Source organism: Rhizobium sp. BK377, from assembly GCF_014193935.1.
Lineage (GTDB): Bacteria > Pseudomonadota > Alphaproteobacteria > Rhizobiales > Rhizobiaceae > Rhizobium.
The window spans coordinates 271702-284690 of record NZ_JACIAC010000002.1 but is presented as its reverse complement, the minus strand read 5'-3'; the positions used below and the strand labels follow the sequence as shown (position 1 = coordinate 284690).

Annotated in this window: 16 protein-coding genes and 1 pseudogene; 7 read left to right on the top strand and 10 right to left on the bottom strand. The window is 62.9% G+C overall.

Going from position 1 to position 12989, the window contains the following annotated elements:
* Nucleotides 1–37: 37 nt before the first annotated feature.
* From FHT92_RS10055 to FHT92_RS10045, 3 genes are all read right to left on the bottom strand, one after another.
* Nucleotides 38–1207, bottom strand: coding sequence for an ATP-binding protein (locus tag FHT92_RS10055; RefSeq protein WP_183824407.1), 1170 nt, complete (start codon nt 1205–1207; stop codon nt 38–40).
* Complete coding sequence (locus FHT92_RS10050) at nt 1204–1896, bottom strand: response regulator (RefSeq protein WP_183739647.1); 693 nt, start codon at nt 1894–1896, stop codon at nt 1204–1206. The genes FHT92_RS10055 and FHT92_RS10050 overlap by 4 nt, the downstream gene beginning before the upstream one ends.
* Nucleotides 1897–1996: 100 nt before the next feature.
* Nucleotides 1997–2140 carry a hypothetical protein gene (locus tag FHT92_RS10045; protein WP_183824401.1) on the bottom strand — a complete coding sequence of 48 codons (144 nt, stop codon included), beginning with the start codon at nt 2138–2140 and terminating at the stop codon, nt 1997–1999.
* Between the two features lie 62 nt (nt 2141–2202).
* Between FHT92_RS10045 and FHT92_RS10040 the strand changes: the two genes are divergently transcribed.
* Nucleotides 2203–2943: a phosphatase PAP2 family protein gene (locus FHT92_RS10040; protein WP_183824396.1), complete on the top strand. Its 741-nt coding sequence runs from the start codon at nt 2203–2205 to the stop codon at nt 2941–2943.
* A gap of 286 nt (nt 2944–3229) precedes the next feature.
* On the opposite strand, the gene FHT92_RS10035 is transcribed toward FHT92_RS10040, so the two are convergent.
* Together FHT92_RS10035 and FHT92_RS10030 are read right to left on the bottom strand one after the other, a co-directional pair.
* Nucleotides 3230–3550, bottom strand: a complete 321-nt coding sequence (locus FHT92_RS10035; RefSeq protein ID WP_183826194.1) for a cupredoxin domain-containing protein — start codon at nt 3548–3550, stop codon at nt 3230–3232.
* 14 nt (nt 3551–3564) lie between these two features.
* Complete coding sequence (locus FHT92_RS10030; protein WP_183824394.1) at nt 3565–4086, bottom strand: DUF4142 domain-containing protein; 522 nt, start codon at nt 4084–4086, stop codon at nt 3565–3567.
* A gap of 148 nt (nt 4087–4234) precedes the next feature.
* Here FHT92_RS10030 and FHT92_RS10025 point away from each other — a divergent pair, with 148 nt between their 5' ends.
* The 3 genes and pseudogenes from FHT92_RS10025 (at nt 4235) to FHT92_RS10015 (ending at nt 5628) form a co-directional block, all read left to right on the top strand.
* Nucleotides 4235–4945, top strand: a complete 711-nt coding sequence (locus FHT92_RS10025; RefSeq protein ID WP_183824393.1) for an RNA polymerase sigma factor — start codon at nt 4235–4237, stop codon at nt 4943–4945.
* A 256-nt stretch (nt 4946–5201) separates the two neighbouring features.
* Nucleotides 5202–5327: pseudogene (locus tag FHT92_RS29250) on the top strand (transcriptional regulator); the annotation flags it as partial.
* A 97-nt stretch (nt 5328–5424) separates the two neighbouring features.
* Nucleotides 5425–5628, top strand: a complete 204-nt coding sequence (locus tag FHT92_RS10015) for a hypothetical protein (RefSeq protein ID WP_183824390.1) — start codon at nt 5425–5427, stop codon at nt 5626–5628.
* A gap of 7 nt (nt 5629–5635) precedes the next feature.
* Here the strand turns inward: FHT92_RS10015 and FHT92_RS10010 are convergent, their stop codons facing one another.
* The 3 genes from FHT92_RS10010 to FHT92_RS10000 all read right to left on the bottom strand — a co-directional run bounded on the left by FHT92_RS10010 (nt 5636) and on the right by FHT92_RS10000 (nt 8592).
* Nucleotides 5636–6502 (bottom strand): LysR family transcriptional regulator, encoded by an 867-nt coding sequence (locus tag FHT92_RS10010; protein ID WP_183824387.1) that lies wholly within the window; start codon nt 6500–6502, stop codon nt 5636–5638.
* 315 nt (nt 6503–6817) lie between these two features.
* The gene (locus tag FHT92_RS10005) at nt 6818–8167 is read right to left on the bottom strand and encodes a chloride channel protein (protein WP_183739616.1); all 1350 of its coding nucleotides are present in this window, start codon (nt 8165–8167) and stop codon (nt 6818–6820) included.
* 218 nt (nt 8168–8385) lie between these two features.
* On the bottom strand, nt 8386–8592 hold the full coding sequence (locus FHT92_RS10000) for a hypothetical protein (RefSeq protein WP_183739613.1): 207 nt from the start codon (nt 8590–8592) through the stop codon (nt 8386–8388).
* 248 nt (nt 8593–8840) lie between these two features.
* Between FHT92_RS10000 and FHT92_RS09995 the strand changes: the two genes are divergently transcribed.
* Nucleotides 8841–9782 carry a hypothetical protein gene (locus tag FHT92_RS09995; protein WP_183824386.1) on the top strand — a complete coding sequence of 314 codons (942 nt, stop codon included), beginning with the start codon at nt 8841–8843 and terminating at the stop codon, nt 9780–9782.
* Between the two features lie 90 nt (nt 9783–9872).
* Here the strand turns inward: FHT92_RS09995 and FHT92_RS09990 are convergent, their stop codons facing one another.
* The gene (locus FHT92_RS09990) at nt 9873–10850 is read right to left on the bottom strand and encodes a nucleoside recognition domain-containing protein (protein WP_183824384.1); all 978 of its coding nucleotides are present in this window, start codon (nt 10848–10850) and stop codon (nt 9873–9875) included.
* A 119-nt stretch (nt 10851–10969) separates the two neighbouring features.
* Between FHT92_RS09990 and FHT92_RS09985 the strand changes: the two genes are divergently transcribed.
* Both FHT92_RS09985 and FHT92_RS09980 read left to right on the top strand, forming a co-directional pair.
* The gene (locus tag FHT92_RS09985) at nt 10970–11422 is read left to right on the top strand and encodes an Lrp/AsnC family transcriptional regulator (protein WP_183739606.1); all 453 of its coding nucleotides are present in this window, start codon (nt 10970–10972) and stop codon (nt 11420–11422) included.
* Nucleotides 11423–11657: 235 nt separating this feature from the next.
* Nucleotides 11658–12365: a phosphatase PAP2 family protein gene (locus FHT92_RS09980; RefSeq protein ID WP_183824381.1), complete on the top strand. Its 708-nt coding sequence runs from the start codon at nt 11658–11660 to the stop codon at nt 12363–12365.
* An 85-nt stretch (nt 12366–12450) separates the two neighbouring features.
* Here FHT92_RS09980 and FHT92_RS09975 read toward each other — a convergent pair whose 3' ends face one another.
* Entirely contained in the window at nt 12451–12972 is a 522-nt protein-coding gene (locus FHT92_RS09975) for a hypothetical protein (RefSeq protein WP_183824378.1), read from the bottom strand.
* Between the last annotated feature and the right edge of the window lie 17 nt (nt 12973–12989).

Genomic DNA, 12989 nt, shown 5'->3' with positions numbered 1-12989 from the left:
CAGCGGCTGACCGGCGGAGTAACCGCACCCTTGCGCACTATGCCGGGCGCAGGTGGATTGCGACCATCGCGCCGCCGCCCTCCCGGCTTGCGAATTCAAGATGTCCGCCATGGGCAACCGCGATGGCCTGCACCACCGATAGTCCCAGTCCTGTGCCGCCCGTTGCGCGAGAGCGTGAGGGATCACCGCGCCAGAATGGGTTCGTGGCCACGGCATCCAGGCCTTCAGGAAATCCGGGACCTCGATCCAGAAAGCGGATGACGACGCTCTCATCCGGCAATTGCTCCGTTTCGCAGCGCAGCCAATTGCCGTCTGCCGCATAGCGGCTGGCATTTTCCAGAAGCGCCAGCACGGCCTGGCGAATACGCGGCGAGTCCACCGATATGAAGGCGGGTTGCAGGCCGGTTTCGAGCGTCAGCGTGCTGGTCTCCAGCATGGGTTTGGCCGATGTCAGTACCGCTTCTACCACCTGCGACACGTCGGTCCGTTCACGCTCCATCACGAGTTTCTGGCCGATCGCCAGCGACAGGGTGCGCAGATCTTCGACAACTCTCCCGAGACCTTCCACCTGGAGCAGGAGGTCGGAGATCATCTTCCGGTCCATCGGGAAGACGCCGTCGAGCATGCCCTGCAACGAACCCCGCAGGATCGTCAGCGGCGTGCGCAATTCGTGGGCGACCGCCATGTTGTTGAAGCGCAGTCTTGTCTCCATGCTGTCCAGGCTGGCCGCGAGCGCGTTGAAGGTATCCATGAGACTGGCGACTTCCCGGGTGGCGTGGCGCGAGGCCGTGACGCTCACCGAAAAGTCGCCGGATTTCAGGCCGTCGGCAGCAGATGTGAGTTCTGCGAGAGGCCTTGCGATCTGTCGCGACAGGAATATCCCGATAATGGCGCAGACAAGGGCCGAAAGCAGGCCGCAGGTCAGAATCAGGAGCTGGAGCTGGAAATCTGTCTGTTCTTCCTGCAGCCCATTGAGGTTGGCGAGGAGGAGCTTCAGCGAATCCTGGTCGGGGACAACGCCATTGTCCAGATCGCGATAGGCAGCCGCGGCTCTCGATGGCAGGTTTTCAATGATGCTGTCTTCAAGATAGTCGGAATACCAGATGGCCCCGAGATAGGTCATGCCGACGCTGAGGAGCAGCATTACGCCGATGATGATAGCGGTGACCGTTGCAAGCGGCAGCGAGGGGAGCCTGAATAGTCTCATCTTGGATCCGAAAACCGATAGCCAATTCCCCGCACCGCAGGAAAGAAGCCGTTCTGCCCCAAGTCTTCCAGTTTGCGCCGAAGGTTGGAAATATGCGTGTCGACAGTGCGCACCAGAGCATCGCTTTCCGGCAGGCAGGCGTCGAGAATATCGGCGCGCGCAAAAGCCTGTGTCGGACGGCGTATCATGTAGGCGAGAATTCGAAATTCGCTGAGCGTCAGGGATAGATGCGTGCGGCGCCCGTCGCTCGTCACAAACGCCGTGTAGCTGGCGAAATCGACCTCTATATCCCCGAACCGCTTGATGACCTCGGCCTGGTCTCCCTGCGTCCGGCGCAGGACGGCTTTGACCCGGGCAACAACCTCCTGCGGATTGAAGGGTTTGACCACATAGTCGTCGGCGCCGAGGCGCAGGCCGCTCAACCGGTCGATGTCATCGGCAACGGCCGTCACCATGATCACAGGCGTCGATCCTGTCTGGCGCAGGCGCGCGAGCACGTCGAAACCGTCGAGTTTCGGCAGGCGCACGTCAAGCAGCACAAGATCCGGTTTCAGATGGGCATGATGTTGAAGCGCGATTTCGCCGTCGCCGGCGCGAACGGTACGGAATCCGTCGCGCAACAAATACCCTTCCAGTATCTGCGCGATTGCCGGTTCATCCTCAACGATCAGAACGAGACTGTTATCCACCCCAATGCCCTGCGGTTGTTCGATTGTCTTTGCCGGCTTTGCCGCCGCACACCCACTATCGCGGACAGGAAAGATTTCTGCAATTTGCAAGCGTGCTTTCTCAGGTCAGCCAGCCTGTTCTCAACAGCGCCTTGATCTCTTCCTCGTCATTTCTTGACAATTCGAAACCAGCTTGCCGCCGACGAGAGCGCCGCGCGTCCATTCGGACGCGCAACGGACGCTCTAACGCTTTGATTTGACGCATCAGGCTTTCCGAAAATCGATTCCGATTTTCGGGCCGATGCTGCTGCCTTCGGAGATACCGGCTTGCGAAAATTTGTATCTGGTTACTGGAATTCCGCCTCCAGCGGCGTGCGCCTGCCGGCAACGCCATCCGGAGCTGATCGGGCGCTTGCCGTCATCGGCACATCGATCGTCTGGGTCAGTTTCGTCTTTATCGTCTTTCCCAATCTCGATCTCGTGGTTTCGCGCTGGTTTGCCAGCGGCGGGATTTTCGTTCTGGCCGATAATCCGTTCCTGCGGGAGGTAAGGGATAAAGGCCGCCTCGCACAGCCCTATCTTATCGGTTCGATGATCGTGCTGATCGCGCTGCAGAGGCTCCTGCCGGAACGCATGCGGATCTGCCCGCCCGAGAAGCCTTTGTTCGTGCTTCTGAGCTTTGCCGCAGGCCCGCTCCTCACGGTCCAGACGCTCAAGGTTCTCATCGGGCGCGTACGGCCTCGTGACCTTGTCGAGTTCGGCGGGACCATGGATTTTACGCCGGTATGGCAGTTTTCCGCCGCGTGCAGCCGCAACTGCTCCTTCCCTTCCGGCGAGGCTTCCGCAGCCGCGGCATCATTGTCGCTGCTGGTGCTGGTGCCCGCCGAGTTCAGGCGGGCGGCCGCGATCGTGCTGGTGCCTTGCCTCCTGTTTGTGGCATTCAATCGCGTGATTTTCGGCGCTCATTTCCTTTCGGACGTCGTGCTTGGCTGGTTGCTGACGATGTTCGCCATGGCCTGGGTCTGGCGCTGGATGGATGCGTATACGGAAGCAAATCTCTGGTCGTGATTGCCCCCATCCGGCCGATTGGCTTTGATGGTGGGAGCGTGACGGTGAATGGGTGAGGGGAAAGTGGAGCCGGAGAAGTCGCGAAAGTGGAGCGCGCGGCCCCCTCATCCGACCCTTCGGGCCACCTTCTCCCCGCCGGGGAGAAGGGAATGCCGCACCGTCTTGGCAATCTCGAAGCTATCGCGTGGCAAGTCCCCTCTACCCAGCGGGGAGAGGGTTAGGGTGAGGGGGCTTCGGGTACGGTCTTTCATTGTTTTGCTCAAGAAGATGAGGAGTGAGGCAGCCACTACCGCCCCACTTCGATCCGTCCCTTCATGTTGGGATGGTAGCGGCAGTAATAATCCACCGCCCCGTCACCCTTCACCACAGTCGAGCCCGACTTGCCCGCCGGGATCACCACGTCGAAACTTCCTTTGGATGTCGCGGTGTGATCCATCACGTCCTTGTTGCGCCAGACGATCGTATCGCCCGGCCGCGCCGTCACCACCGCCGGCCTGAACTCAAGCTTTTCGATGGTGACCTCGATCGTGGTGGCGCTTGCGGCCGTTCCCGTGACGGAGAGGGCGGCCGCAAGGCAGAGTTTGGGCAGGATCGCCATCACGGTCATGACACTCATGACCTTCATTTCAGCATCGAGGCAACATGCTCGGCATGCTGCTCATGGCCTTCGAAAAGCTTCAGGCCGGTTTCCAGCAGGGCCTTCAGGTCCGGGTTCTGCGCGGCCGGGATCAGCGTCGTCTTAAGGGCGTCGTTGACGGCCTTGTGGTAGGCGACTTCATTCTCGACATAGGCCTTGTCGAAGGCGGCACCCTTCAGTTTTGAGAGTTTCTGCCGCTCCTTTTCGGCATTCGATGTCAGCGATTTGCTGGTATCATTGTCCTCGGGCGTCACCTTGAGCTTCTTGACGAGATCGAGCGCCTGCTTGTTGACGGCCTCGTGGTCGCGGATCATATCCTTGGCGAAGGCGACGACCTCCTTATCCCCGGATTTTTCGACCGCCTGCCTGGCTGCCTCGATATCGATGACGCCGGCCGTATAGGCGATATGGGCGATCTGTGGGTCGGTGGGCGCTGCGCCGGCGGCGAAAGCAGCGGGGGCGGAGAGCGTGAACGCGGCGAGCGCGGCGATAAGGTGTTTCTGCATCTGGTCCTCCATCCGGCGAATACTGCCGGTCGATGTTTCCTACGCAGACTTTGATGCCGGGAGCGGCCGGGCGTTCCCCAAAAAGTTTTTTCCGGATGCCGGGAACATTCGCCTTGCCCCGGCATCCAATGCGGAAAAAGGATGAGCCATGGCGCAGCGGGCGGAAATTTCGGCAGCGGAGAGAAACGATCACGAACTGGTGGCGCTGGCGCTGGCGCGCGATCCGCAAGCTTTCCGCGCCATCATGCGGCGTTATAACCAGCGGCTGTTCCGCATTGCCCGCGGTATCCTGCGCGATGATGCGATGGCCGAGGATGCGCTGCAGGAGGCCTATCTCAAGGCGTTTCGCCATCTCGGCGATTTCGAGGGCGCCAGCGCCTTTTCCACCTGGCTGACGCGCATCGTCATGAACGAGGCGCTCGCCCGGCTGCGCAAGGCGCGCCGCACGCCCGAAGTGTCCGTCGATTCCGCACCGATGCAGAGCCGCGTTCTCGATTTCCCCACCGGTTCGCCGATCGACAACCCCGAGACCTCAATGGCGCAGCGACAGATCCTGAAACTCGTGGAAGAGGCAACCGACAAGCTGCCGGAGGAATTCCGCCTCGTGTTCATCGCCCGGGTGATCGAGGAAATGAGCGTGGAGGAAACCGCAGAGTTGCTATCCCTCAAGCCCGAAACGGTGCGCAGCCGCCTGCACCGGGCACGCGCGCTCCTGCGCCGTGAGCTCGACGAAATGATCGGGCCGATCGCGCTAGATGCGTTTCCGTTCGCCGGCTGGAAATGCGACCGGCTGACGGAGAAGGTGATGGGCGAGCTGATGAGGCGGCGCGGTGCTACTTCGGCTCCGGCTGCTGAATGACGGGCGGCGGCTTATCGCTCTTGGTGCCGCCGCCGTCGAACATTTTCACCACTAATATGCCGACCACCGATGCGATCATCAGCGCCAGGATTATCATCATGAGCATTCGCATCGGCCGATCCGATCCTGATATTGTTGGTCGGATAACAGTCGAGCAATGCGATTCGTTCCTGTTTGGGTTGAGGGAATGATGGTCGTGTTCTGGAAAGAGCTTTCGGCGAGAGGAGATAGCCTCGATGAGCCGAATAGCGAGGGACGCCTGCATCTTCCCCGCACAACGATTAAACGGCTTGCCGAACAACCCCCGGTCACGACAGACACCGCTCTCAGGCTCGCCAAATACTTTCGCACGACGCCGGATTTCTGGCTGAACCTGCAATCCGCTGCGTGATGTGCGCGGCTGGCGGAAGGCCACGACAAACGCTTCCGCCATCGAACTTTCCGTGATGACAGGCGTTCCCGGATCAAAGGAGCCCATCATGTCCAGACGCAAATTCAAGAGACTGACTCACCGCCTTCTCGGCCGGTTCGACGAGGTGCAAATCCAGCTCGACCAGATCGAAGGCAGCGCCATGAAACTGCAGGCGAGCTGCGACGACGAGGGCGAAGGCGAGGTTGTTCCGCACCCTGTCGTGCAGCTGCCGCAATGGCCGAGGCATGGAGCAGCACCCGCGGCCCTGTAACGCCTCTTCAGGCGCGCTCGCATCTGCCGGCAAACAGATCCGCATGCGCGGCAAACAGTGCGCTGAGCCTGTCGATCACCGTGCGCACTTCCGGCCGCTGGCGTTCGTCTTCGTGCACGGTGATCCAGATGTCGTAGGTGAGGCTGTCGATGACAGGGCCGGCGCGGACGAGACCGGGCTCGGCATCGCCCACGAAGCAGGGCAGGACGCCGCGGCCGGCGCCGCCGCGGATGAGATGGGGCAGCATCAGCGGTGTGTTGGTCCAGCTGGTGATCCAGTGGTCCGGCTGCTCGAAGGTCCATTTGTCGGCAGGCGTCACCGCAATCTCCGTTCCGAGCGAAATCCAGTTGTGATTGGCGGCGCTGAAGGTGCTGGCCTGATAGGCTGCATGGGCGACGGAGACGGAGCGGCGGGTTGCGAAATTACCGCGCTCCGGCCGTTCGTGAAGGATGGCGAGATGCGCCTCGCGATAGGTCAGGTCGAGGCCGGTATCGAGCGCCTTGTAGCACATGCGGAACCTGTCTTCAGGCCGCCAGACGGCGGGCAGGTGACCGGCGATGAACCATAACATCCAGGCATCGGCGCCGGTCGAGACGATCGGCAGGGTCAGGACATCGCCGCGCCAGTCGGCGATCGTCTCAGCCGCCTCCTGCATGATCAGAACGCGCTCGAGCAGCGTCTCCCCATCCTTGGCCAGGAGATAGCCGGTCGGACCGCGCCTGAAGAGCGTGCGCCCGGTCGCCCGCTCCAGCGCCAGCATCCGCCGGCCGATGGTCGGCGCGCTGAGGCCAGTGCGTGCCGCAGCCCCCGTCAGGCCGCCCGATGTCGCGACATGGAAGAAGAGCTGCAGATCGTCCCAGCTTGCCTCTTTCATCGATGAAGACCCCCTTTCTTCCGCGCGTCTACTTTTGCCGGTCAGCGCGCCTTAGGTCAGTTGCATCTGACATAGATGGAGGCAGGACGATGCTTCTCAACTGGATCATGCTCGCAATCGCGCTTCACAAGGACAGCCGCAGGCAGAGGAAAGACCCGCTCGCCGATCCGCTCGATGCGCCGGAATGGGATGGGCTGAGATGGGCCTTGCCGTTTCTTTCGTGGATGGCACAGAGGCCCCACAAAGCCGATTGGTTGCGGGGAGAACTCGCGGAAGCCCGGTCTGGTTCAGGGCGGGGGTGGAGCCGCGTTTCGGCTAGGCGGCGGCCTCTTCCCGCTCCACCGCCCGCCGTGCCCGTACCGCAGCGGCGATGAAGACGCGGGAGAGGCCGTGATAGAGCGGCTCGCGCGAGAGGATGCGGGAGGTGATGTAGCCGAGCATCGCGACTGCCATGATGGGGATGACGGCCTGGTGGTCGCCGGTCATTTCCAGAATGATGACGAAGGCGGTCATCGGCGCCTGCACGACGCCGGAGAAATAGCCGGTCATGCCGAGGATGGCGGCAAGCGCGATGCTGGTGCCGAGTAGGGAGCCGACGGTGCTGCCGAAACCGGCGCCGACGGCGAGCGATGGGGCGAAGATGCCGCCCGGAATGCCCGACAGCATCGACAGGAAACCGGCCGCCAGCTTTTCGATGAAGAAGAAGAGCGGCAGCGCATGGCCCTCGACCGCGCCTCTTGCCTGATTATAGCCGGTGCCGAAGGTCGTGCCGCCAGAGGCGATGCCGATGGCGGCCACCGCCAGTCCGCAGATGCCGGCAAGCGCGACCATGCGGGAGAGGGGCTGCGGCTGCGCCCAGCGGCGGATACGCTGACCGAAATGCAGGGCGGAGCCGCTGAACGCAGCACCGAGCGCGCCGCCGCCTATGCCGCAGACGAGCACCAGGCCCCAGTCGCTCAGGCCCGCCGGCGAAACGGAAGCCTCGCCGAAATAATTGTAGCTGCCGGCAAGGCCAAGCGCGGCGAGGCCTGACAGGATGACGGCGGTCAGCACCAGGCCGTTGGCGCGCGATTCATAGGTGCGGCTCATTTCCTCGATGGCGAAGACGATGCCGGCAAGCGGCGTGTTGAAGGCCGCGGCGATGCCGGCGGCAGAGCCCGCCAGGATCAGGCCACGCGCCTGAGCCATGCCGCTAAGCCGCGCGACCGCCAGCATGATGGAGGCGCCGACCTGTACCGTCGGTCCTTCGCGGCCGATCGATGCGCCGCAGAAGAGGCCGAGAACGGTGAGCGCGATCTTGCCGGCAGCGATCCGCAGGGAAAGCAGCCGCGTGCGATCTTCCTCATGGCGCAGATGGCGCGCGGCGATCGCCTGGGGAATGCCGCTGCCCTGCGAATTAGGAAACAACGTGGCTGCAAGCCAGGCCGAGGCCATGAAGCCGAGCGGGCTGACGATCAGCGGCAGCAGGAACGACCATTCGCCCGACGCCGTCAGGCCGGCGAAGGCTTTCTGCGCGAGATCGGCAAGCCTTGCAAACCCCACGCTGACCAGGCCGATCGCCAGCGCTCCGCACCAGAACACCAGCCGCGGCCGCCATAGCGAGAAGGACCCCCAGATGACACGGGAGCGGCGAAGAAGCCTGGAATTGCGATAGGGAAGAGGCATGGGCGGACTCGGGCGATCGATTGGGGGCAGTCCGGTATAGACCCAAAGGCCGCCCGATATCACCCGCTGATTGAGCGGCGATGCATTTTGCGGCAATCCGCCGCCGCACAACCTCAACCCGCCTTCTTCGCCAGGATCCCGAATTTCCGTCAGGAGCTGCATATCGGCCGGTGGCGGGGCAGGCGGCAGGTAACGCCCGTGCCGTCTCCGTGCTCTCGTTATCCTCGTCTGCGTCTGACTTTGCGCAGTTCGTCCCTGTCGATGAAGTGATCGGTGGCGCCGGCTTCCTTGTCCGGATGGGAGATCTCGACATCCAGTTCTTCCGGCAGGTCGAGGGCCTGCTTGGTGTTCATGATGCCGAGCGGCACGCGGCCGTCCTCAGTCTTGGCGGCGACTTCGACGAGCGGTTTTGTCTTACGAGGCATGGAAGGCTCCTTTCTCTGAAAGCGCAACGCGGGGTGGACTCGCCGGTTCCATCGAGGCCTGAGAATAGCGCCATGCATTGCGGCGCATCCGGCCTCGGAACAAACAGCATCGGCCGGCGTTCGATCCTCGCGAACACATTCAATTCACGGAGGATTTTCAAATGGGTCGCGGTATTCTTCTCTGGCTTCTGGGTATCCCGTTGCCGCTCGTCATCCTGCTCGTTCTGTTCATGCGATAGGAGGCTGCCATGTCTCTTGCTGAAGACCGGGTTACGCCCGGCGCACGCACGGATGTGATGCCGGTCGAATCGTCGAAATCAGCCATCGCCTGGGGGCCGATCATCGGCGGCGCCGTGGCGGCGTCGGGCATCACGCTCATCCTGCTGCTTCTGGGGTCCGGCGTGGGGCTGACGATGGTGTCCCCCTGGTCGGGCGAAAGCAGTTCGGCGGCAACCGTCGGCGTCACCGCGGCGATCTGGCTGGTCGTCGTGCAATGGCTGTCCTCGGCGTTCGGCGGCTATCTGACCGGCCGGCTCAGGACAAAATGGGCGGCAATCCACACGGATGAGGTCTTCTTCCGCGATACCGCGCATGGCTTCCTCAGCTGGGCGCTCGCCACCGTCTTCGTCGCCGGTTTCCTCGCGTCGTCGCTGACCTCGCTTGCCGGCGCTGGGGCAAATGCCGCCGGTCAAGCCGCCATGGCCGCCGGTGTGGCCGGAGGCGCTGCTGCAGCCTCGGCTTCGGACACGGATACGACTGGCCCAAGCATGCCCACCGCCTATTTCACCGACGCACTGCTGCGGCCGCAGAACATCGCCGACCGTGCCAATGCGGATAATGGCGCGGCCGCAGCCGAGATTTCCCGCATCCTCTTGCAGGGGGGCGTGAACGGCTCGGTGCCTGACGGCGACAAGGCCTATATTGCCGGCATCGTTTCGGCCCGCACCGGGCTTTCCGAAGCCGATGCCCGCACCAGGGTCGACACGGTGCTGAAGCAGATCGACGACGCCAAGGTCGCAGCGCAGGCTGCCGCCGACAAGGCCCGCAAGGCTGCGGCGACCTCGGCTTTGATCGGCTCGCTCTCGCTGCTCGTCGGCGCCTTCATCGCCGCTGCGGCTGCCGCACTCGGCGGGCGCCAGCGCGACGAGGAGGAGGATCTGGTTGCGGTAGGTCGCGGGCCGCTGGTCTAGTTGCTCATACGGCGCCCGATGCGGGCGCCGTATGATGCGCTTTGGCGGTGAAATTGCGCCGGCGAAGTGTTGCGGCAGACGTCCGCAAGATCATCGCCGTTCGGCCTCCATAGTTCTCGGCCGAAACATCTGGGCAAAGAATGCCCTGTCGGGCAGGCGGCGGAGCAGGGCCGCAATCGCTGCGCAGGCCGCAACCGCAAAGACGAGGCGTCCGGTCAGAACGCCGTGCAGATTTGCGCCGAGCGACATCACCACGATCGTATCCTCGATCACGCTGTGTGCGAAGCCCATGAACACGCAGGACAGAAAGATCTGGCGCGGCGATACCGCGCCCGATTGCGCCTCCCGGATCAGCAAGCCGGCGCCGTAGGAAATGCCGAGAAACAGGCCGATAGCGGTCAGATGTCCGGCTTCGCCGTTGATGCCGGCAAGACGCAGCACCGGCGAAAGAGCCTTCATCATCAATTCCATGAGCCCGGTCGCCTTCAGGATTTCGAGGCCCCAGGAGAGGGTGACCAGGATGACGAGCATCCAGGCCATGGTCTCGGCAAGACCCCTGAAATAGCCAGCCCAGTCGGGCGTTGCGCTCATCGGCAGCCAGGCAGGAGCGACCGGCGCCGACAGCCAGTCCGTCGCCGAGAGAAGATGGTGCAGCATGAAGGCGTAGAGCAGGCCGCCGGCGATCCGCAGCGTGGTCGTCGCGATCATGCCCGGACCTGCCTTCTGGATGATCTTCTGCTCGATCGGCAGGCCGTGGGCGAAGAGAATGAGCGCCGAGAATACCGTGACGTCGGCAACGCTGAGCGAGGAGACGGGAACGAGGGTGAAGAGGAACGGAACGGCGCCCCAGATGCCGACCAGCATGCCCGTCAGCCAGGCGAGCCCCAGCTCCGGCGGAAGCCCGACCAGGTGCATGATGGGTGCAAAGGCCGGCGCGACCGCCTTGACTGCTCCTATTCTCGACAGCAGCTCGGTGATGATAGCGATCGGAACAGTGATGCGGACAAGCACCCAGTAGATGCCAAGTGTTTGCGCGGTGTTGCGCCGGATGAACGACAGGAACGGCATTTGAGACCCCTTTTGCGATGTCTCCATCTGCTAGACCCGTTCGCTTCGAATTTGCGGTCAAAGATTGCAGCAGTTTGCAATTTTATTGCAAAGACGTGTCCTGCCGCTATGCTGCTATAATGGATCGTATCGACCGGAAGCTTCTGAACCTGATGCAGCGCGACGCTTCGCGCACCAATGCCGATCTGGCCGACGAGGTGGGCCTGGCCCCCTCCAGCTGCCTGCGCCGCGTGCAGCGGCTGCGCAAATCCGGTGTCATCGACCGGATCGTCGCGATCCTCAATCCGGCAAAGGCCGGACGTGGGATCAAGGCGCTGGTGACCGTGGAGCTGAAGCTGCATGGGGAGGTGCATATGCGCCGTTTTCTCGACATCGCCGTTGCCGAAGAGGCGGTCTCGCAGGCCTATTCCGTCACCGGTGAGACCGATGTCGTGCTGATGCTGCGCCTGCGCGACATGGAGGAATTCGACGCGCTCAGCGAACGCCTTTTCCGCGACGAAAACAACGTTGCCCGCTATTTCACCATGATCGTCATCCGCACGGCGAAAGAGGAGACGGCGATCAGGCTTTGACGGGGCTTGTTGGGGAGGGGTTTGGGAGGGGCTTTGCAAGTTGCACAACGCAGCTATTTCCCCTGCATCAGCAGCCCGAGCGGCTGCACCGGCGCCAGCGGCTCGGCCGCGGCGTGCGCGATATCAGGGCGGGATCCGAGGTGAGGAGCCCCTTGCAAAACCTAAGTGCTGCACACAGTTGATGAAGTCAGCGAGCCGAGGCTCTCCCGGAAACCAAATATTCGACAGGAGCAGAATGAACCGTATCAAGACTTGGCTGAACCAGTATGAGCCGATGACGCTCATCACCTTCGCCTGCCTTGCCGGCGGGCTTTTCCTGCTGCAGCGGCTGACGAGCGAGGTGCTGGAGGGCGAGACGCTGAATTTCGACCAGGCGGTCCTGTTGTGGCTGCGCCAGCCCGGCGATCTCGGCCAGCCGATCGGCCCGCAATGGTTCGCTCATGCGGTGGGCGATATCACCAGCCTCGGAGGGGTGACCGTGCTGGCGCTGCTGACGCTGCTTGCGACCGTCTATCTGCTGCTCGACCGCAGGATTGTAATCGCCGTCTTCCTGTTCTTCTCGGTCTTCAGCGGCTGGCTGGCGAGCACGGGGCTCAAGCTTCTTGTCGCCCGCGCAAGGCCTGACATCGTTCCGCATCTCGTCGATGTCGGCGATCACAGTTTCCCGAGCGGCCATGCGATGGTGTCCGCCGTCACCTATCTCACGCTCGGCGTGCTTCTGGCGCGCACCCAGAAATACCGCGCCACGCGCATCTTCGTCATGGGGGCTGGCATCTTCCTCGCCGTCATCATCGGTCTCAGCCGCATCTATCTCGGCGTCCATTATCCGACCGACGTGCTCGCCGGCTGGGTCGCCGGCTCGCTCTGGGCGCTCGGCTGCTGGCTGGTCTCCAAACGGTTCATCGCGCGCACGGCCGACGAGGCGGAGAGCGAGCGGCGGTGAGGTTGCTGATAAAGACATAGAGCGCTGCTTTTGGGCGAGGCGCCGACCCGTCATCAGACCGGAGAGAACAGGAACAGCCCTTCCGCTACCTACTTCTCTCCCGCGCAGCAGCAATCAGCAGCGGTGCGGCCGCCGTCATCAGCGAACCGAAGGGCAGGCGCTGCAGGGCCTTGCCGGTAAAGAAGGCCAGCAGCATGGCGCCCGAGAGCTTCAGCCAGGGATAGTCCCCAAGCTGCGCATGGGCGCTCGCATCCGCCCAGCGAATGTTTTCTTCCACGACGCTGCCCGCCTGATGGCGGATATTATGCAGCCGGGCGCGCAGGTTGCCGATTTCGTAGCGGACATCCTCGATCTGCCGCTCCAGCTCCTCGCGCGCGGCGGCGCGCTCAATGTCGACGACGACCTCCTCGATCGGCGCATCCTCGGCGACCGCATGCAGATAGTCTTCATAGGCCGCCTCACTCCCAAAACCCTCAGCCTTCGCGTGCTGATCGGCTTTTTCCTGTTCGGAGGTTTCTTTACGTTCGTCGGGGGCTGGCATCGGCTCGCTCGCGTCTCTGATCTCGTCCATGCCTTCGATGGCGTCCCTGCCTGTCGTGCTCGCCATTTCGGTCTCCTCTTTCG